The sequence below is a fragment of the Pseudomonas sp. A-R-19 genome (genome assembly GCF_019956575.1).
GTDB lineage: Bacteria > Pseudomonadota > Gammaproteobacteria > Pseudomonadales > Pseudomonadaceae > Aquipseudomonas.
Window position 1 is genome coordinate 40694 of sequence record NZ_JAHBDR010000042.1, and the last position, 22188, is coordinate 62881.

A 22188-nucleotide genomic window follows, 5' to 3' on the forward strand; every position below is an offset into this window, starting at 1 on the left:
CGGCTTTGTTCATTTCAGGATGGCTCTTTATCCCTGGATGGAAGGCAGTCCCATCAGCCAGTCACGAAACAATTTCACGCTTTGTCGTGGGCCGCGTGTACTGAGCGGCTCGAGCAGGCAGAACTTGGCGTTTGTTTGCAGCACGATATCGTTTGGCCGTACCAGCCCTCCCGTACTCAGCGGGTCATCGACCAGATTGTTCCAGGCCAGCGCAACGCCCTGCCCGCTGATGGCCGACTGGATCAGCATGCTGTAGCTGTTGATGTTGATCCGGTGTCTGGGGGCAACCGGTGTCTGCTCAAGACGCTTGAACCACTCCGACCAGCCGATCCAATCCCGCTGCGAATCCTCAAGCCACAGCCAGGTACAGGACGACAACCCCTCGATGGTTGAAAGCTGGGGATGTGCGGCCAGGTACGACGGACTGCACACCATGAAAATCTCTTCCGAGAACAAGGGTGTCACGTCCAGGCCTTTAGGGGGGGCACCGCAGTAATACAGCGCCAGGTCGCAATCGAGCCTGGCGTAGTCCTTCACATGATCGATCGCAATGATCCGCAGATCGATCTCCTCATGCTGGCGTTGAAACTCGGCAACCTTGGGTAGAAGCCAGAGCGATGCCATTGCCGTGCTGGTGGCAACGGTCACCTGCTGATCCCCGCGCCATTGCCGAATCTCCCCCGTGGAGCGAGCCAGGCTCTGCAGACAGTCGCGAACCGTCTCGTGGTACTGGGCCCCGGTCGGCGTCAGGTTGATGGTACGGGTGGTCCTTTCGAACAAGGTTTTGCCGAGATAATCCTCGAGCAATCGCACCTGGCGACTGATCGCGCCCTGGGTGACGTTCAGTTCTTTGGCGGCAAAGGTAAAACTCAAGTGGCGGGCTGCAGCCTCAAAGGCAATCAAACTGTTGAGCGGCGGAAGAGGCTGAATTTTCAAGGGGCTTGCATCCACTGATTCTTGTTTTTTTCGGTCGCTCCATTCTAGTGATTCGCAGGCGCTCAGGCGCAGGTTTTATGCGTGGACGGCGACAAGTCTTCCCGTCACTACCCCTTTCGAGTAACCCGGCATGGTGATAGGCGTCACCCTGCAACCGCAGTCCCATGCGATTGATCGCATCCGCACGCGCTCCTGGAGCACTGCATTGGTGATGTGGTTTGCGAGCGCCATCGGGTGCTGCCGATTGCATTGCCTGAGTGCTGAAGTGATCGATCCGGGTCCCTCTTCACTGTCAGAAATCGGCCAGTACCTGACACTTCTTCCTGGGTAAAAATCCGTCATGACATGTCATGACCTCTTCCAAAAAGGGACTTTGACCAACAAATACGGGGCTTAAAGGACGAATGGTCAAGAGGCGTCAAGCGCGGGGAATTGCCGGGAGTTTACAGCCACTACAGGCTTTTCAGGAGGGCACGTTCGTCGTTGACAAGTGAACTTCGATTTAACGACGTGTCACATTAAGTCCATGTCAAGCAAACGCAGTGGAGGTACAGTCTTATGAGCATGACCACGATTGTCAGTGCAGTAATTTCCAGTCTCGCACCCAGCGTCTTCGACCAGAACAGCCTGCAGGAACCCGGCGCGCATATCTCAGCCGTCGAATACCACTACGGAATGGACATCGATGTGAAACGGGTGCTGCAGCGCACCGATACATCCGATAAGACCGGCGTGGTGCCGGTGACCCTGGTCTACGAAGACAGCGAGGGCGAAGTCCACAAGATCCGTTTCCTCGAATGGGGAGGCAGCCCCGCCGACCCAACCAGCATTGCCTGATCAACCCGTCGATCAGATTCCGGGCCTCGCCGCCCACCCCAGAAGCGGAAGTTAAACCTCATATGCACTGAGTGCGGATGATGTTTTTTGTTACCTGAAAAATGGACATGATCGAATGACTAAAAGTTCATTCGCGAAACTCACCATTATCTTGATGGCGTAACGGCCGCAAGATTAATTGATAACAATTGCTGGATCTAAATGGCAGTCAGCAACGGCAAATTCCAATAAAGCCGTATCGAAGCCACTGATTCACTATTGAAGCCAAGAGGTAACCATGGATCTAAGTATGTTCTCTGCGTCCACCGTGGAATATGTGCGTTTGGGCGTTGTATATTTCCATCTTATCGCCTGCTGTGTGGCAATCGGGCTTGTGTTGACCAGTGATATTGCAATGGTCAAGCAACTCCTGAAGGGGGATGTGTCGGGTCACCACGATGACGCGCACATGGAAAGCCTTCAAAAAACCGTAGTGCTCGCACTTGTAGCCCTTTGGATTACCGGCATTGGTATTGTCGGGATCGATTATGCCGGCAAAGGGATGGAATATTTCCTCAATCCAAAACTGCAAGCCAAGATCGGCATCGTTGTGCTGTTGACCTTCAACGGCTATCTGTTGCATAGCGCTGTATTGCCAGCGCTGAAAAAAGCCGGTTCGTTACTCAAACTTTCCTTCAGCCTGCGCATGCTCGCGCTGTTCTCCGGCGCCCTCTCTGGCGTGTCGTGGTTCTATGCCGCCATGCTCGGTGTCGGTCGTCCGCTGGCCTGGAAGTACTCGCTGGTCGAGTTGCTGGCCGCCTATCCGGTGCTCATCGTCGGCGGATTTGGCGCGATGGTACTGCTCACCGCCTGGGCAAAGGACCGAGACACCGAAGCGCGTATGGGCCACGGCACCAGGACTACAGGAAACGCCGCCCTGGCTGGATGGTAAAGTCAGCTTGAACAAGGACGTTCAGCTATCCCCCCAGTCGTCATGGAGACAGGCGCCTATCGCTTGCCCTTCATACAGACGACGGAAAGATAAACGCCCCAAAGCAACCCACATACGGCAAGTATCAGCTCCGGACTGAGAATGTTCTGATCGGCCGGCGCCACCAGGATTTCGCTGTAAAGGCACATCGCGCCCGCAATCAACGCCATGAAGTAGCCGGTCCGGTTCCGGGTCCGGCGCAGCAGCAGAACCTTTTTCAGGCCCTCGTCTTTCCATTCCTGAAGGGGCATGCGCTGGATCTCTTCCAGCAGCACCACGCCCCACAGCAATGCGCATAACCAATAACCTATCATCATGACTCCCTTCAGTTAGAACCCTGATTCAACATCAGAGTTGGCGAACTGCATGATTTAAACCGAGGGGTAAATATGCTTGATTGCAACGGCCAGCGCTATCGACGTTAGCAGGACATCGTTGTGGCGTTATCGGCCAGGCGCTTGTAGTGGTTCCACTACACGCTTAACGCAAAGTGTGAAGGATGTCTAAGTCAACAGGCCGTTTTCAAGTGCATAACGGGCCAGTTTCGCGTTGCTGTCCATGCCTGTTTTTTCCAGGATACGTGCCCGGTACGTCGTGACGGTACTCGGGCTCAAGTGCAATATCTGCGCGATGCGCACAATCTTCTCGCCCGAAGCGAGGAGCTTCAGTACTTCAAGCTCCCGGTCCGATAGTGCTTCGTGGGGGGCCGCGTCACCTCCGCCGATAGCGTTGACCAGTTTTTCTGCAAGCTCGGGACTGACGTGCTTGCCGCCCGAGGCCACCTTGCGCACCGCCGCCACCAGGGTGGCTGCGGAAATATCCTTGGTGAGGTAGCCCGCTGCGCCTTGCTTGATTGCGCGTAACGCATAGGCCTCGACCGAATGCATGCTCAACATCAGAATCGCGAGCTTGGGTTTGTGCGCACGCATGAGCTTGAGGAGTTCGAGGCCGGACTTGTCGGGAAGCTGAATATCGACCAGCGCCACGTCGAAATCCTGCTCCCGGACCAGGAGCATTGCGTCCTGTGCCGTCTCGGCTTCACCCGTAACGTCGATCTCGCCGGCAGTCTCCAGCATGCGTCGCACGCCACTGCGCACGATGCTGTGATCATCCACCAGCAAGACTCTGATTTTGTGGTCAATCATCGGTATTTTCCATTCGCACCCGCAAGGCCCTGGCGCACTTATGCACTCCCACGTTAGCAGGCGCAGAGCGCACTTGCACCTTTGCCTCAGGCGTTAGCGCTCACCTCCCATACTGCGGCTGCAACCCGTCGCAACGGCCTGTTCCCGGCCAATTTCCCCGGGATCCGGGGCATTGCGCCAACCTTGCTAATATTTCGTAAGCCAACGTTCCGTACCCGGCATGGTCAATACTGCAATGCCGGCGCCTGCATGACGCCTTGCGCGGGGCATCAATCCTGACTGGACATCGACATGGCCACAGTGACGACACCGACCGAAGCTTTCGACATGACGACATTGCTGACAGCGCTGAAGGCGTTGCGCAATGGTGACTTCACCACGCGCATGCCGGAAGACTGGACCGGCATGCCGGGCAAGATCGCCGACACACTCAACGAGATCATCGACATGGCGGCCGACACCGCCACCGAATTCGAGCGCGTGGCGCGACTGATCGGCAAGCAGGGCAAGGTCGATGAGCGTATCCAATTGCCCATGGTGAAAGGCTCATGGCAAAAGATCGTCAACTCGAGCAATGCGCTCACCAGCGACCTCATCAGCCCGATGAACGAGATGATTCGTGTCATCGGTTCGGTTGCCGAAGGTAACCTGAGCCAGCAGGTACCACCGGTACTCGACGGCCTGAGACTGCGCGGCCAGTTCCTCAAATCCGCCAAAATCGTCAATACCATGGTGACTCGCCTGGGCTCCTTCGCTTCCGAGGTCACCCGCGTGGCGCGCGAAGTCGGTACTGAAGGGATTCTCGGTGGGCAGGCCAATGTCAAAGGGGTGTCTGGCACCTGGAAAGACCTGACCGACTCCGTCAACTACATGGCCGCCAACCTGACCACCCAGATGCGCAACATCGCTTACGTGACGACCGCGGTGGCCAAGGGCGATCTGGGCAAGACGATTACCGTCGAAGTCCGGGGTGAGATTCTCGAGCTGAAAAACACCATCAACACGATGGTCGGCCAGCTCTCGAGCTTCGCTGCCGAGGTGACCCGCGTGGCGCTGGAAGTCGGTACCGAAGGCAAGTTGGGTGGTCAGGCGGAAGTGCGCGGCGTGTCCGGCACCTGGCGCGACCTCACCGAATCGGTGAACGGCATGGCGGCCAACCTGACCACCCAGGTACGCAACCTCGCACAGGTGACGACGGCGGTGGCGCGCGGTGACCTCGGCAAGAAAATCACCGTTGAAGCCAAGGGCGAGATTCTCGAACTGAAAAACACCATCAACACGATGGTCGACCAGCTCTCCAGCTTCGCCTCGGAGGTGACACGCGTCGCCCTGGAAGTCGGTACCGAAGGCAAACTGGGCGGACAGGCCGAAGTGACCGGCGTGTCCGGCACCTGGAAGGACTTGACCAATTCGGTCAACGGCATGGCGGCCAACCTGACCACCCAGGTGCGCAACATTGCCGACGTGACGACAGCGGTGGCCAACGGCGACCTGTCGCGCAAGATCACCGCCGAAGCGAAAGGTGAAATTCTCCAACTCAAGGAAACCATCAACACCATGGTCGACCAGCTCTCGACCTTTGCCGACGAAGTGACGCGCATGGCTCGCGAAGTGGGGACTGACGGCAAGCTCGGTGGCCAGGCCAGGGTGACGGGCGTCGGTGGCACCTGGAAAGACTTGACCGACTCGGTCAACAGCATGGCGGCCAACCTGACCAATCAGGTGCGCAACATCGCCGACGTGACCACGGCGGTGGCCAAAGGCGACCTGGGGCGCAAGATTACCGTGGAAGCCAAGGGCGAAATCATGGAGCTGAAGAACACCATCAACACCATGGTGGACCAGCTCAACAGCTTTGCCGCCGAAGTGACGCGGGTGGCGCGCGAAGTCGGCACCGAAGGAAAGCTCGGGGGACAGGCACAGGTGCAAGGCGTGTCCGGCACCTGGAAGGATTTGACCGAAAACGTGAACTTCATGGCGGCCAACCTGACCAGCCAGGTGCGCGGCATCGCCAAAGTGGTGACCGCGGTAGCCAACGGCGACATGAAGAAGAAACTGACCCTGGAAGCCAAGGGCGAGATCGCCGAACTGGCCGACACCATCAACGGCATGACCGATACGCTGGCGCTGTTCTCCGACCAGGTGACCTCGGTGGCGCGTGAAGTGGGCGTCGAGGGCAAGCTGGGGGGCCAGGCGAACGTGCCGGGTGCTGCCGGCACCTGGCGCGACCTGACCGACAACGTCAACGGCCTGGCGGCCAACCTGACCAATCAGGTGCGCGCCATAGCCGACGTGGCGACTGCCGTGACCAAGGGCGACCTGACTCGTTACGTGGAGGTGGAAGCCAAGGGTGAAGTGGCGGAACTGAAGGACAACGTCAACGAGATGATCCGCAACCTGCGCGAAACCACGCGGCAAAACGCCGAGCAGGACTGGCTCAAGAGCAATCTCGCGAAATTCAATCGCCTGCTGCAAGGCCAGCGCGATCTGGCGGCGGTCTCCAAGATGGTGCTGTCGGAACTGGCGCCGCTGATCAACGCCCAGCACGGTGTGTTCTACATGATGAACGAGAGCCCGTCCGATCCTGCGAAACTCAAGCTACTGTCCGCTTATGCGTACAAGGGCAACATCAATGTCAACGATGAGTGGCGGCTCGGCGAGGGCCTGGTCGGACAATGCGCCTACGAGAAGCGGCGCATCCTGCTGACCGATGTCCCCGCCGATTACGTGGCGATTTCATCGGGACTGGGTGCCGCTGCCCCGCTGAATATCATCGTGTTGCCGATCCTGTTCGAGAACAAGGTCAAGGCCGTCGTCGAAATGGCTTCGTTCACCAGCTACAGCATCATTCATCAAACCTTCCTTGATCAGCTGGCTGAATCGATTGGCATCGTGCTCAACACGATCGAAGCCAACATGCGCACCGAAGAACTGCTCAAGCAGTCGCAATCGCTGGCGCATGAGCTGCAAAGGCAACAAGAAGAATTGCGCCAGACCAACGAGGAACTGGAGGACAAGGCTGGACTGCTGGCCGAGCAGAAAGCCGAAGTCGAGCGCAAGAACCGCGAAGTCGAAATCACCAAGCTGTCCCTCGAGGAGAAGGCGGAGCAGCTGACGCTGACCTCGAAGTACAAGTCCGAATTCCTCTCCAGCATGTCCCATGAGCTCAGGACGCCATTGAACAGCTTGCTGATCCTCGCCCGGCAGCTCAGCGACAACGCGGAACACAATCTCACGCCCAGGCAGGTCGAATATGCCAAGACCATCCGTAGCGCGGGCAAAGACCTGCTGGAGCTGATCGACGAGATTCTCTATCTGTCCAAGATCGAGTCGGGCACGGTCACACTGGATTTCAATGAAGCGCTGTTCGCCGATCTGCACGCCCAGATCGAACGCACGTTCCGGCCAGTCGCCGAAAACCGCGGCCTCACCTTCACGATCGAACTGGCACCTACCCTGCCCCGCGTCATCTGGACCGACGAAAAGCGCCTGCTGCAGGTGGTCAAGAACCTGCTGTCCAACGCCTTCAAATTCACTGAGCAAGGCAGCGTCAAGTTCAGCATCGCGCCCGCTGTGTCCGGATGGAGCGTGGATAACAGCGAGCTCAATCGTGCCGATGAGGTGGTCGCCTTCGTGGTCACCGACACCGGCATTGGCATATCTGCCGGCAAGCAGAAGCTCATCTTCGAAGCGTTCCAGCAGGCAGATACCGGCACCTCACGAAAATACGGCGGCACCGGCCTCGGCCTGTCGATCAGCCGCGAGCTTGCGCACCGGCTGGGCGGTGAGTTGCGCCTGCTCGCCGGTGAGATCGGCAAGGGCAGTACTTTTGCGCTGTACGTGCCCTTGCGTACCGAGGATGCCCAGCACCAGGCGCTGGACGAATCGACGACAGAGGCAGTACCTGGCCAGGTCAGGCGTGACCTCATCTCAAGTCCGTCGGCACAGATACTGGACGACCGCGAGTCTGTCCAACCCGGGGACCAGGTGCTGCTGATGCTCGAGGGCGACACCCGATTCGCCAGCATTCTGCTCGAAGCCGCGCACCGGAAGGGCTTCAAGGCTATCGTCACGAGCCGTGGCGCGGAGGCACTGGAGCTTGTCGAGCGCTTCAAACCCGCCGCGATCACGCTCGACCCGGGCCTGACGGACATCGATGGCTGGGCGCTGCTCGAACAGTTGAAACGCCATTTCGCCACGCGGCACATCCCGGTCCAGATCATCTCGACCGCTGACGACCACGCGCGCGGGCTGCGCTATGGCGCTTTCGACTGTCTGCTCAAGCCGGTCACAGCCGACGAGATTGAAAATGCGCTGGTCGACATCGTGAAGTTCGCCCGACGCAAGACCAGGAACCTGCTGCTCATCGATGGCGACGACGGGAGCCGCGCCCGCATCCTCGATCTGCTCGGCAACTCCGACGTGAAGATCGAAACGACCGCCAGCGGCGCGTTAGCCTTGAAGAAACTGGCAAAGAAACGCTACGACTGCCTGGCCATCAATCTCCAACTGCCCGACGCATCCGGCATCAGCTTTCTCGAGGCGTTGCAGCAAGACCCCGCCATGGGTGAGTTGCCAATTGTCGTCTATGGTGCGCAGGCACTGACCAAGGCGCAGCAGGAGCGTTTCCGGACACTGCTCGGCAAAGGCGTCATCAAGGCCGTTCAGTCCCCCGAGCGCATACTCGACGAAACCGCACTGTTTCTCCACCGTGTCATAGGCAAGCTGCCGCAGACCCAGCGCAGGATGCTGGAAAAACTCTATGAAGGTTCGGACAGTCTCGAGGGTAAAAAGGCCCTGGTGGTCGACGATGACGTGCGCAATATCTTTGCCCTGACCAGCGTGCTGGAGCGCTACAAAATGCTGGTGACCACGGCCGAGAACGGTCGAACCGCCATCGAACTGCTGCAGCAGCAGACCGATACCGACATCGTGCTGATGGACATCATGATGCCCGAGATGGATGGTTTTGAAACCATGCGCCAGATCCGTACGTTCAAGCGATTTGAAACCCTGCCCATGATTGCGCTGACGGCCAAGGCGATGATGGGTGACCGTGAAAAGTGCATCGAGGCAGGCGCCTCGGACTACGTCAGCAAGCCGGTGGATACCGACCAGCTGCTGTCACTGATGCGTAAATGGCTCTATCGATGACGCTGTACCGCGCCCATGGCGGCCAGCGCAAACTGAAGTGGCATAAACATGCAGCAGGAACCCCCGGTATTCAACGAGAGAACCCAGGCGTGGCAACCGCTCCCGCCTGATGGCGTGCCAGCATCGGTGTTGCTGGTCGATGACAATCCCGCCAAGCTCACGGCGCTCGCCGCAGTGATTGCCGACATGGGCCTCGACATTGCCACGGCGACTTCCGGCCGCGAGGCGCTGCGCCTGCTATTGCAGCGCGACTTCGCAGCCATTCTGCTCGACGTGAAAATGCCGGTGATGGACGGCTTTGAAACCGCTGCACTCATTCACGGCCGCCCGAAGTCGGCCCACACACCGATTATCTTCGTCACGGCGGAGGCCGACACGGATTCCGAGCGTTTCCGCGGCTATACGTCCGGCGCAGTGGACTACATCTTCTCGCCGATTGTGGCCGAGGTGCTTCACGCCAAGATCCAGGTGTTTGTCGACCTGTTCTACTTGCAGCGCAAACTGACGATGCAGGCCGAAGAATTGCTGCAGTCGAAGCGGCAGCTGCGCGAACTGGCGTCCTATCAGGAGCACATCAAGGAAGAAGAGCGAAAGCGCATCGCACGCGACATCCATGACGAGTTGGGACAGAGCCTGCTGGCGTTGCGAATCGATGTCTCCATGCTGCAGGCGCGCACCGTTACCAGGCACCCCAGGCTCAACGAAAAGGTCAGCGATGCCCTGAATCATCTCGACACAGCCATCCGCAGTGTCCGCAGTATCATCAATGATCTGCGCCCGCCGGTACTCGACCTGGGATTGCAGGCTGCGATCGAGTGGCAACTGGAAGAGTTCCGGCAGCGCAGCGGGATCGATTGCACGATGTCGGCGAAAGAAGAAAACTTTCGCTGCGACCTGCATGAAAAATCCGCCACGACACTGTTCCGCATCGTGCAGGAATCGCTATCGAATATCGCCCGGCACGCGCAAGCGACACAGGTGCATATCGAACTCTCCAGGGAAGGTCGGCGGCTTTACCTGCAGATCAAGGACAACGGCGTAGGCATGACGGATGGCAAAAAGTTGAACTCGTTCGGGCTGGTGGGTATGAAGGAACGCATCAGCATGCTGGGCGGGGAATTCACGATCGACAGCGCACCGGACAAAGGAACGACATTAACCATATCGCTGCCACTCGACTGATCTGGATGGCACTGAAAGTGCTATTTCCCGTACCTCCCCCCGAACGTCGAGGCCAATCACTGCAAAACATCCAGGACTTGATGAAACACGAGGGAAGGACGTTCCACAAGATGTACTGGGCGCCCCTCATGCAGATACAGGGCGTCGTTGCCGACGTGAAGTTCGACCTCATTCACTACAACGGACATTTCATTCCAATGATGCTCAGCGCCATCAGCTGTGAGCATTCTGCTGGCATATTTCATGAAATGACGCTGTTCAATGCCACGGACAACCTAAGGTACGCGCGCGAACTGCTCAACGCCCGAATGCTTGCCGAAAGGCATTTGGCGAAACACCTCAAGGACCAGCGCGTACTGGATATGACCCAAGACAAGTTGCGTATCACCTACGCGGCGGTTGAGGACAGGGCCCTGTTCGCCGAGCAACTTATCGGGATTGTCAGTCATGACAATGCCGAACTCAGAAGTGTCGGGTTGGGTCTGTTCATCGTTCGGGAGATTGTAAGGGCGCACTACGGCGAAGTGACTGTAACTTCCACTCTCACCACCGGTACAACATTCACTGCAATCTTTCCTCGCCCCATTAATTAACCGAGATTGATCTCAGCGCAGCCACGCCCCACCCAGAGTTCTTCGAAGATGTATTTCAGGTACCGGCTGGGAGGGGTAAGTCCAATTCTTTGCCTCAGAGTAGAGGACCAGCATTGGTCTCGCTGCGGGCGAGCCGCTATACCTCTCGCCTGTAGTCCTTAAAATAGCCTGGTGAGTTCATTCAAGATCCGATCCTGGGTTTGAGTACTTGGCCTATGGCGATAAGCTACTGCGAAAAAAGCAACGCCTTCGTAGTCGCAGCGAATCGAAAAAGTCATACCTTCACGCAACCCATAGACTGATCTGTCTCCTACTTCAACAAAATATCTCGCTTTTGTAAGAGCCGCTCTGGCGTGCTCCAGACAGCCAGTTTGGTTAAGTGAGTGTTGTAGCCAACTAGTAGTGACTCGCACAGACGAAGTCTCGCTGTCATCGATAGGTGGTCGAGTAATTTCTTTGGTAGGTGCAGTAACGTTCTCGTCGCTGACGCAAGCGGTCAGCCCAATTGAGATAATACCCAGTAAAAAACCAAAACAAACTCTCGAACGCTTAAGTGCGTTTCGCATGGTGGGCCGCACCTGTGACGACTTGCAATGAATGAAGAGGCAATTACTAACGTAATAGCAGGTTTCTGATCTTTTGCTATCTATGTTCGGTAATTACGACGAGAAGCGCCAGGATAGACCGTCTAGTCATGGGGAACGATCTCCCCCCTCACAAACCGGTTACGTCCCAACGCCTTGGCATTGTACAGAGCCTGATCTGCTACCTCGATCAACCCTTGCAAAGGGTTCAGTTGGGAACCCGTGGCTGTAGCAATCCCGATGCTCACACTTAGCCGTCCGAACGGGCTGGAGTTGTGCGCAATGTTCTCTTGCTTCAAACGGTCGAGAATAAGTTGCGCCACCACCGCGGCACCGTCACTGTCGGTGTCAGGCATGATGATACCCATCTCCTCTCCACCATAACGCGCCACCAGATCTGACGGTCGCCTTACGCACGCCTCGAAAATCCTGCCAACCGTCTGCAGGCATGCGTCTCCAGCCACATGCCCGAACGAGTCGTTAAAGCGCTTGAAGTAGTCGATATCAATCATCAGCAATGCCAACGTCGTTCCCTCACGCTGTGCTCGCCGAGCTTCCATGGCAAGGCTCTCATCGAAACAGCGTCGATTTGCCAAACTGGTAAGGGCATCCTTCATCGCAAGCAGTTCAAGTTGCCGATTCGATGAGAGCAACTGCTGCTGAGCCCCACGCAACTGTTCTTCTGCCTTGGTACGCCGACGGATATCCAGGATCAAAAACCAACCGATGAGTCCGGTAAGTCCCAGCAGCCCCGTCACCACCACCGCGGACAGCAATGCCTCCGTTCGCCACGCGGCGAGAGCTTCGCGCTTGCCGAGTGCCACCGTAGTGACCAGTGGCAGCCGGTCACTCTTGCGGAAGGCGTATAGCCGCTCCACGCCGTCCAGGCTGGAGGTAAACGATGCGGTGCCGACTGATCGATCGACGAGATACTTTGTGTAGATGGGCGACGTGGAAAAGTTGCGCCCCATATCCTGCTCGCGGAAAGGATAGCGAACCAGCAACGTACCGTCGGTATAGGACAATCCGATAGCCCCCTCCTGCCCTACGTCGATCTTTCCAAACAACCGCAGGAAGTTTTCGATCCCCAAGGTGACCGCCACTACGCCGGCAAATTCGCCGCGAGGACCATTGAAACGACGGCTGACGGTGATCACCCATTCGTGATTGGAACGGCTCTGGATTGGCGGACCGATAAAGGGCTCACGGGATGGATCGTCGCGGTGATGAATGAAATAGGCACGATCAGTGTTGTTCACCCCGGCTGGAATCGGCCGGTTGGAGGACATCAACCAACGTCCCTGATTATCGTAGATCGTGATACCACTGAGCTGTGGCATCAGCGGCACCTGGCGGTTGACCAATGCACTGAGCCGCTGAATCTGCGCAGGACCGCTACCTTCGGTTTCCAGGCGTTCGACAAGCCCGAGCAAAAGCAGCGAACTTTGCCGGACAATGCCTTCGGAATAAGTGGCAAGCGCCTGGGTAAGGTTCAAGCCATGGACATCCACGTCCTCCAGTGCTCGATCTCGAGAGGCCAATACCTTCCAGACAGTCAGTGACGCCAGGGAACAACCGATAACCAACAGCAAAAGCACAACAAGATGGGTATCACGCTTCACGTTACTACCTTATGGAAAGTCCATTTTTCCGTTCCGGCGACTATTGGGCCAAGCCAATAGCTGCAGCCATTCGTCCTCTACTTGAACAAGGATACAAGTAGTGGTGGATCGCTGCAGCAAGTGATTTTGAGGTGGGAAAAGGTACATTCAGACCGTTTCTCCCGGTCACGAAGGGCTACAACCGGCCCAAAAGCGGCCTCTTGGATCGTTCGCCTATCACACAGCCCCTTGCCGCCAACATGGCCTATGTTCGCTAGCGAACAGACTTCGCCCCGATGAATAACCCACAATCATCGGTGGAATGCTGCGCCCGGCGGCGCAACGCCCGCACACCTAGCCTGGCGTAGAACCGCCTTCATTCCACATGCGACCTGCCCTGCGCGGGTCGTACGAAGGAATTCATGCAAAATTTCCTGACTCGCACGCTGTCCAGCCTTTGGCGCTCACCGGCCATCTGGCTCAGGTGGAGTGCCGCGCGGCACAAGTTCGAGTACGAGCCCATCCTGCGTTCCGACCTGTTCAATGCGCAGCAGATGGCAGACCACGGTATCGTACTGGCACGCCAACATGTGCTGGGGCGTCTTTCCAGAAAGGACGCCTTGCTGGGCCGCCTGACTGACAACCAACTGCTTCTGGAACGTAGTTGCGCTGCGCTCAAGACCGTACAACTGTCCAGTCGACGCGCCACCCCTGCGGCGGAGTGGCTGCTGGATAACTTCTACCTCATCGAAGAAAACATCCGTACTGCCAGGACTCACCTGCCCGACGGCTACAGTCGCGAGTTGCCACGCCTGGCCGAAGGTCCTTCGGCAGGCCTGCCGCGGGTCTACGACATCGCCCTGGAAACCATTGCTCACGGCGATGGCCGGGTCGACGCGCCGAGCCTGGATTGTTTCATCGCCTCTTATCAGACCATCACGCCGCTGGCCCTGGGCGAGCTATGGGCAATCCCGATCATGCTGCGCCTGGCGCTGATCGAGAACCTGCGGCGCGTGGCGTCCCGGGTCATGGCCAACCGGGATGACCGTAACCTTGCCGATGACTGGGCCGATCGATTGATCGAAATGGCCGAGCGCGACGCCAAGAGCGTGGTATTGACCGTTGCCGACATGGCGCGATCGGCACCGCCGATGACGCCTTCATTCGTTGCCGAACTGGCGCGCCGCCTGCACGGGCAAAGCGCCGCGCTGATATTGCCCATGGCGTGGATAGAACAAACGCTCGGTGAGTCCGGCCTTACCGTCGAACGCCTGGTGCAGATGGATGCCCAGCAGCAATCCGGTGACCAGGTGTCCATCAGCAACAGCATCGCCAGCCTGCGATTGCTGGCGGCGACCGACTGGCGTGAGTTCGTCGAGCTGCTCAGTCATGTCGAACAGGTATTGTGCGCGGACCCGGCGGGCATCTACGCGAACATGGACTTTGCCACCCGGGATCGCTACCGCCATGTGGTCGAACGTCTCGCACGGCATTGTGTGCAGTCTGAAACCAGGGTGGCACAAGTCGCCATCGAACTGGCCAGCACCACACAGCCCACGGCCGGTGTAACCGGACACGTGGGCTATTACCTGGTGGCTGACGGGTTGCTCAGCCTGGAACAGGTGCTGCACGCCAGCGTGCCGCTGCTCGAACGATGGAAGCGCTTGCTGCAGAGCGCCCCGTTGAAGTTCTACCTGTGCCCTGCACTGCTGCTGACGCTGCTGCTGGCCTGGCCATTTCTCAGCAGCGCTTGGCGCAGTGGCACGCCAACCTGGTGTCTGGTCCTGCTCGCCGTGCCCGCGTTATTGATGACCAGCCGTCTGGCGATCGGGCTGGTCAACTGGCTGGTGACCCTCACTGTGGCCCCATCGCTACTGCCCCGCCTGGACTACAGCAAGGGCATACCGGCCGAGGCGCGTACGCTGGTGGCGGTGCCTACGATGTTCGCCAACGCGGGCGACATCGAGGCTCTGGCGGAAGGCCTGGAAGTGCGATTCCTGGCCAATCGCGATGCCCACCTGCATTTTGCGCTGCTCAGTGACTTCATGGACGCCCCTGCCGAGGTGATGCCCGAGGATGCCGAATTGCTCGCACTGGCGCGCCAACTGATCGAGGCGCTCAACCACAAATATGCCGATGGCCAGGTCGACCGCTTCTTCCTGCTGCACAGGCCCAGGCACTGGAACTCTACCGAGCGGGTATGGATGGGGCATGAGCGCAAGCGTGGCAAACTCGCCGAGCTCAACGCATTGCTGCGTGGCAAAGGGCATGAACGCTTTGCATTGATCGTCGGTGATGTCACGCCACTGAGTGCGGTGCGCTTCGTCATCACCCTGGACACCGATACCTTGCTGCCACGGGATGTCGCGCATCAGTGCATCGGGACCATGATGCACCCGCTGAACCATCCGGTGTTCGATGAACAGAGCGGCAAGATCGTCAGCGGTTACGCCATCCTCCAGCCCCGCGTGGGGATCAGCCTGCCGAGCACGGCACGCTCGACCTACGCTCGCCTGTTTGGCAGCGATGCGGGTATCGACCCCTATACCCGCGCTGTCTCCGATGTTTATCAAGACCTGTTCCACAACGGTTCCTTCATCGGCAAGGGCATCTATGCCGTCGACGCCTTCGAACAGGCACTCGAAGGCTGCCTGCCCGACAACCGCATCCTCAGCCATGACTTGATCGAAGGGTGCTACGCCCGCTGCGGGCTGCTCAGCGATGTACAACTGTATGAGGAATACCCGTCTCGCTACAGCGCCGATGCCAAACGCCGACACCGCTGGATTCGCGGAGACTGGCAAGTGCTGTACTGGGCCTTGCCGTGGGCACCGAAACCCCAGGGCGGATTCGCAGCCAATCGCCTGAGCAACCTGGCCCGCTGGAAGATTTTTGACAATCTGCGCCGCAGCCTCGAGCCAGGTGCCTTCCTGGCCATGCTGGCATGGGGCTGGCTGGGTACGAACGAGGCCGCCTCCTGGACGTTGGCGGTGGTCATTCTGGTCTGCCTGCAGCCCGTGCTGCAGTCGGTACTGGCGCTGGTACAGAAAGCTGCCGATATTCCATTGGGACAACATCTGACTGCTGCATTGCGCACCTCGGGCCAGCATTTCATGCGGGCGCTGTTGTCGATTGTCTGGTTGCCCTCCGATGCGTTGTTGAGCTTCGATGCGATTGGCCGCTCACTGTGGCGCATGCTGGTCAGCAAGCGCCGCCTCCTGCAATGGCAACCTTCTCGTGAGGTGGAGCGCTCCACTGGCAACGCGCTGTCCGGCATGTATAAAAGCATGTGGATTGCCCCTGCGCTGGCGCTGCTGCTATTCGCCGCCCTGCTCCCCACTCTCCATGTACTCGCTCTGGCGGCACCCTTGCTGCTGGTGTGGCTGGCGAGCCCGGCGATTGCCTGGTGGATCAGCCTGCCGACAACACCGGCGGGGTTTGCCCCGTCAGCGCAAGACCTGCGATTCCTGCGCATGCTGTCACGCCAGACCTGGGCGTTCTTCGATCGCTATGTGGGCCCCGAGGACAACTGGTTGCCGCCGGACAACGTCCAGGAAATACCCAAGCCGACCATTGCCCATCGGACCTCACCGACCAACATGGGCATGGCCTTGCTCTCTCACCTGGCGGCCCACGATTTCGGCTATCTGAGCAGCGGACGCTTGCTCGAACGCATCACGGCAACGCTTGAAAGCATGGCCGGCCTTGAGCGTCATCATGGGCACTTCTACAACTGGTACGACACCCAGACACTGCAGCCACTGGCACCTCGGTATGTGTCCACCGTGGACAGCGGCAACCTGGCGGGCCTGTTGCTCACCCTGCGGCCGGGGCTGCTGGGGTTGGTCGACACGCCCCTGTTCGATCAACGTACCCTTGACGGCCTGGGCGACACCCTCGATGTGCTGCAGCAGGCGTTGCAGGACGCGGACCTCGATGACGCTGCCGTGCTTGAACTGCGCGCACGGGTGCAGGCGGCGATTGTCCACGACACCCCGGACAACCTCCTGCCGTTACTCGATCAGGCGCAGGCCTTGGCCATCGACACTGCGGCCACCTCTGCTGAAGAAGCACACTACTGGCTGCAGGCATTGCAGGCGCAGTGTGCGGACCTGCGGGCGGAGCGACTGCGCTTCGAGCTGCCGTTGGCACCCGCCCGGGCCAAGGCGCCGACATCGACACCGACACCCGCACTCAGCCTGCGGCAAATGGCAGAGCTCGACTGCACCCTGTGGTTGCCTGCCGATCAGGCGCAAGTGCAGGCGGTGCAACGCCTGGCTCGCGCACGGATCATCCACGTCGAGCGCCTGGCCGAATTGTCCGCGTCACTGGCCAGCATGGACTTCACCTTCCTTTACGATGCCCAGCGTGACCTGTTCTCGATAGGCTACAACGCCGACGAACGCAGGCTGGACAACGGCTATTACGACCTGCTCGCTTCAGAGGTTCGCCTGACCAATTTCGTGGTCATCGCCCAGGGCCAGTTGCCGCAACAGGCCTGGTTCACCCTTGGACGCTTGCTCAGCAACAATCGCGGGGTGCCGGTACTGCTTTCCTGGTCCGGATCGATGTTCGAGTACCTGATGCCGAACCTGGTAATGCCCAGCTATGAAGGTACGCTGCTGGAGCAGACGTGCCGCGCGGCCGTCGCCTTGCAGATCGAGCATGGCAATCAGTTGGGCATCCCCTGGGGCGTGTCCGAGTCGGGTTACAACACCCTGGATGCCCACTTCAATTATCAGTATCGGGCATTCGGTGTTCCGGGCCTTGGCCTCAAGCGCGGGTTGGCCGAGGATACCGTGATTGCGCCGTACGCCAGCGCCCTGGCGCTCATGGTCGAGCCGCAAGCGGCCTGCCACAACCTGCAACGCCTGGCAGCCCAGGGGTCGGCCGGTCGCTATGGTCTGTACGAAGCGGTCGACTACACCGAGGCACGTCTGCCACGCGGCCAGCGCTATGCGGTCGTGCGCTCGTTCATGGCACACCATCAGGGCATGAGCCTGCTGGCCTTGACCAGCCTGCTGCTGGACCGGCCCATGCAGCGTCGTTTCGAGTCGATCCCGTCATTCCAGGCGACGGTCTTGCTGCTGCAGGAGCGCGTACCGAAAACCGCCGCGCCGTACCTGCATGCGACCCAGGCGCCTGCCACAGGGGAAAACGCACGCACGCAGGAAACCAGGCTTCGCGTATTCGCCGATCCCGGGCGCAAGCGCCCCGCCGTCCAGCTACTTTCCAACGGCCGTTACCACGTCATGCTCAGCAGTGCGGGCGGCGGTTACAGCCGCTGCAACGACATCGCGCTGACCCGCTGGCATGAAGACGCGACCCGCGACAACTGGGGCATGTTCTGCTACCTGCGCGATGTCAGCAGCGGCGTATTCTGGTCCTCGGCCCACCAGCCGACCCTGCACCGACCGGAAAGCCATGAAGCGATTTTCAGCGATGCCCGGGCCGAGTTTCGTGTTCGCGAGCGCGACTTCGATACGCACACCGAGATCGTCGTGTCGCCCGAAGACGATATCGAACTGCGCAGGCTGCACATCACCAACCGCGGCCGCGTGCGTCGTAGCGTGGAGATCACCACCTACGCCGAGGTGGTCCTGGCGCCGGCAATCAGTGATGCCATTCATCCGGCCTTCAGCAACCTGTTCGTGCAGACCGAACTGTTGCCGGAGCTGCAGGCAATCGTCTGCACCCGCAGGCGGCGTTCCAGTGAGGAAGCAGTCCCCTGGATGTGCCACCTGCTGGCCGCCCATGGCGTGGACATCGACGCCATTTCCTACGAAACCGATCGAGCGCGATTCATCGGTCGAGGACGCAACGTTGCAGCACCGGCCGCGCTCGATGGCAATGTCCAGCAGCTGTCAGGAACCGCAGGTTCGGTGCTTGATCCGATCGTCGCCATCCGCTGCCGTATCGCCCTGGAACCCGGGCAAACGGCGACCATCGACCTGGTGACCGGCATCGCGGACAGCCGTGAGGACTGCCTGTACCTGATCAATAAATACCGCGACCGACACCTCGCCGATCGCGTCTTCGACCTGGCATGGACCCACAGTCAGGTGCTGCTGCGCCAACTCAACGTATCGCAGGAAGAAGCCCGCCTGTTCGAACAGATGGCCGCTTCGATCCTCTACGCCAATGCCTCGTTGCGCGCGGAAAATAGCGTATTGATGGCCAATCGACGTAATCAATCGAGCCTCTGGGGCCAGGCGATCTCCGGCGACCTGCCCATCGTTCTGCTGCAGATCGCCACCGTCGAGAACATCGAGCTCGTGCAGCAGATGGTCAAGGCCCATGCCTACTGGCGGCAAAAGGGGCTGGTGGTGGACCTGGTCATCTGGAACGAAGACCAGGCCGGCTATCGCCAGCAACTCCAGGACTTGATCATGGGTGTGGTGACGTCCGGCAGCGAGGCCTCGTTGATCGACCATCCCGGGGGCATTTTCGTGCGTCCGGCACAGCAGTTGTCGAACGAGGATCGGACGCTGATCCTGTCGGTGGCGCGCCTGGTACTGAGCGAAGGCAACGGCGGCATTGCCGAGCAGGTTCATCGGCGTCACGCCAGCCCGGTGTACCCGGCGCTGGTCCCCACACTCAAGCGCCAGGCAAAGGCAACGGCGACCGCTACCCTGCCCGCGATCGAAGGTTTGCTCCTGGGCAACGCCTATGGCGGCTTCAGTGCCGATGGCAGCGAGTACGTCATGACCTTGCAGCCTGGCAGGCCGACACCGGCGCCATGGGCCAACGTGTTGGCCAATGCGCATTTCGGCACGGTGATGTCCGAAAGTGGTGGCGCTTACACCTGGATGGAAAACGCTCACGAATTTCGCCTGAGCCCCTGGCATAACGACCCGCTCACCGACGCCAGCGGCGAGGCGATCTATGTGCGCGACGAAGAAACCGGGCATTTCTGGTCGGTGACGCCACAGCCTTGTCCCGGTACTGGTCCGTACCGTACTCGGCACGGCTTCGGCTACAGCGTCTTCGAGCACGATGAAGACGGTATCCACACCGAGTTGTGGGTGTATGTGGCGCTGGATGCTTCGATCAAGTTCTCGCATTTGCAGATTCGCAATCGCTCAGGCCGCGCCCGACGTCTGTCGGCGACCTGCTATGTCGAGTGGGTGCTGGGCGACTTGCGCAGCAAATCAGCGATGCATGTGGTGACGGAAGCCGACCCCAGCAGCGGCGCATTTTTTGCCAGGAACGCCTATTCGATCGAGTTTTGCGAACGGGTGGCGTTCCTCGATACCGATTCGACCGACACCAGCATCAGCGGCGATCGCAGTGAATTCATCGGCCGCAACGGCAGCCTCAAGGCGCCTGCCGGATTACAGCAGGCACGGCTGTCGGGCCGTACCGGTGGAGGCCTGGATCCCTGTGCGGCGATACAGGTGGCCCTCGACCTCGACAACGGTGATGACCAGGACGTGGTTTTCCGGCTCGGTGCCGCCAGGGATACGGCGTCAGCCCTGCGCCTGGTCCAGCAGTACCGGGGCCTGGGGGCGGCAACCGCGCAACTCGAGGCGGTCCGCGAGCATTGGCGTTCGCATCTGGGCGTGATTCAGGTCCAGACCCCCGACCCGAGCATCGATGTCATGGTCAATGGCTGGCTGATGTACCAGGTGATCGCCTGTCGCTTCCAGGCCCGCAGTGGCTACTATCAGTCCGGCGGGGCCATCGGCTTTCGCGATCAACTGCAAGACAGCATGGCGATGATCCATGCCGATCCCGCCAGCGTGCGTAGCCATTTGTTGCTGTGTGCAGCCCATCAATATGCCGAAGGCGACGTTCAACACTGGTGGCACCCACCGCTCGATCGGGGGGTGCGCAGTGGCTGTTCGGACGATTACCTGTGGCTCGCGCTGGCGACCAGCCACTATGTCAACGTCACCGCAGACCTCAGCGTGCTGGCCGAACCCGTGGGTTACCTTGAAGGCCGCCCGCTCAATGCCGGGGAGGAGTCCTACTACGACCTGCCGGGCAAGTCGCACCTTGAAGAAAGCCTCTATCAGCATTGTGTACGCGCCATCGAACACGGCCTGCAGCGTGGCAGCCACGGCTTGCCCTTGATCGGCACGGGCGACTGGAACGACGGGATGAACCGGGTCGGCCATCTTGGCCAAGGGGAAAGCGTGTGGCTGGGCTTCTTCGGATTCGAGGTCCTGCAACAGTTTGCCATCACGGCCCAATTGCATGGCGACCCGGTTTTCGCACAGCGTTGTACCCAGCAGGCCGCCCTGCTGCAGGCCAGTCTGGAGGAGCATGCCTGGGATGGTTCATGGTACCGGCGCGCCTGGTTTGACGACGGCCAGGTCCTGGGCTCGGCCAACAATGACGAATGCCGCATCGACTCGATCTCGCAAAGCTGGTCCGTACTGTCGGGTGCCGCCTCGCAAACCCGGCGCCGCACGGCCATGGCTTCATTCGAGCAGCACTTGGTACGCCCCGACACAGGCGCGGTTTTGCTACTCGATCCGCCCTTCGACGCGGGCGTGCTCGAACCCGGCTATATCAAGGGCTATGTGCCGGGCGTACGGGAAAATGGCGGCCAGTACACCCACGCCGCGGTCTGGGCCGGCATGGCGTTCGCCGAGCTTGGCGACAACGTCAGGGCCTGGCGGTTGCTCAACATGATCAACCCCGCTGGCAATGAAATCGCCAGCCGGATCGAAACCTACAAGGTCGAGCCCTATGTCATGGCTGCCGACGTCTACGGCACGCCGCCACATGCGGGCCGTGGGGGGTGGACCTGGTACACCGGGTCGGCCGGCTGGATGTACCGATTCATCGTCGAGTCATTGCTCGGATTGCAGCGTGTCGGTACGTCATTGCATATCGTACCGCTGCTTGCGCAGGGTTGGCCTGGCTACACGCTGCGCTACCGCCATGGGGAGACGAATTACCATATCAATGTACGTCCGGGCACGACCACTTCGACCACGCTGGACGGTGAGCTGCTGGGCAATGACGCGCTGGAATTGCTCGATGACGGTAAAGAACACCAGGTCCTGGTGACATGCCAGGTAAAAGCGCTGCAGCCAGAAACCCCAGGGTGGGATAGAACTGTCGAAGCCGATCTTGAGCGCTGAGAAACAGCGCTCTTGGCCCTGGATTCAGACAGGAAGATTCGGGCCCTGGTGGTGCGGCTGCACGGCCTCACTCAGCTTGATGGGTACCGGC

General features: G+C 59.6%; 10 protein-coding genes. 6 read left to right on the top strand and 4 right to left on the bottom strand.

All coding sequences use genetic code 11. The features are described 5' to 3' along the window. Nucleotides 1-27 precede the first annotated feature (27 nt). Nucleotides 28-936: a LysR substrate-binding domain-containing protein gene (locus KGA88_RS09170; protein WP_223590286.1), complete on the bottom strand. Its 909-nt coding sequence runs from the start codon at nucleotides 934-936 to the stop codon at nucleotides 28-30. A gap of 558 nt (nucleotides 937-1494) precedes the next feature. Here KGA88_RS09170 and KGA88_RS09175 point away from each other — a divergent pair. Further along, nucleotides 1495-1773: a DUF2790 domain-containing protein gene (locus KGA88_RS09175; protein WP_110658276.1), complete on the top strand. Its 279-nt coding sequence runs from the start codon at nucleotides 1495-1497 to the stop codon at nucleotides 1771-1773. Between the two features lie 277 nt (nucleotides 1774-2050). Further along, complete coding sequence (locus KGA88_RS09180; protein WP_103392965.1) at nucleotides 2051-2704, top strand: hypothetical protein; 654 nt, start codon at nucleotides 2051-2053, stop codon at nucleotides 2702-2704. Nucleotides 2705-2760: 56 nt separating this feature from the next. Here KGA88_RS09180 and KGA88_RS09185 read toward each other — a convergent pair whose 3' ends face one another. Beyond that, nucleotides 2761-3060 (bottom strand): hypothetical protein, encoded by a 300-nt coding sequence (locus tag KGA88_RS09185; protein ID WP_110658274.1) that lies wholly within the window; start codon nucleotides 3058-3060, stop codon nucleotides 2761-2763. 186 nt (nucleotides 3061-3246) lie between these two features. After that, nucleotides 3247-3888 (bottom strand): response regulator transcription factor, encoded by a 642-nt coding sequence (locus KGA88_RS09190; protein ID WP_110658273.1) that lies wholly within the window; start codon nucleotides 3886-3888, stop codon nucleotides 3247-3249. A gap of 291 nt (nucleotides 3889-4179) precedes the next feature. Here KGA88_RS09190 and KGA88_RS09195 point away from each other — a divergent pair, with 291 nt between their 5' ends. Genes KGA88_RS09195 through KGA88_RS09205 form a run of 3 tightly spaced genes read left to right on the top strand, consistent with a single transcriptional unit; the run spans nucleotide 4180 to nucleotide 10817 of the window. Then, entirely contained in the window at nucleotides 4180-9042 is a 4863-nt protein-coding gene (locus KGA88_RS09195; RefSeq protein ID WP_223590289.1) for a HAMP domain-containing protein, read from the top strand. Between the two features lie 48 nt (nucleotides 9043-9090). Then, entirely contained in the window at nucleotides 9091-10224 is a 1134-nt protein-coding gene (locus KGA88_RS09200; protein WP_223590292.1) for a response regulator, read from the top strand. Between the two features lie 5 nt (nucleotides 10225-10229). Next, nucleotides 10230-10817, top strand: coding sequence for an ATP-binding protein (locus tag KGA88_RS09205; protein ID WP_223590296.1), 588 nt, complete (start codon nucleotides 10230-10232; stop codon nucleotides 10815-10817). A 688-nt stretch (nucleotides 10818-11505) separates the two neighbouring features. Here KGA88_RS09205 and KGA88_RS09210 read toward each other — a convergent pair. After that, nucleotides 11506-13023: a sensor domain-containing diguanylate cyclase gene (locus tag KGA88_RS09210; protein WP_110661350.1), complete on the bottom strand. Its 1518-nt coding sequence runs from the start codon at nucleotides 13021-13023 to the stop codon at nucleotides 11506-11508. Between the two features lie 401 nt (nucleotides 13024-13424). Here KGA88_RS09210 and KGA88_RS09215 point away from each other — a divergent pair, with 401 nt between their 5' ends. Further along, nucleotides 13425-22097 (top strand): GH36-type glycosyl hydrolase domain-containing protein, encoded by an 8673-nt coding sequence (locus KGA88_RS09215; RefSeq protein ID WP_223590298.1) that lies wholly within the window; start codon nucleotides 13425-13427, stop codon nucleotides 22095-22097. Nucleotides 22098-22188: the final 91 nt, after the last annotated feature.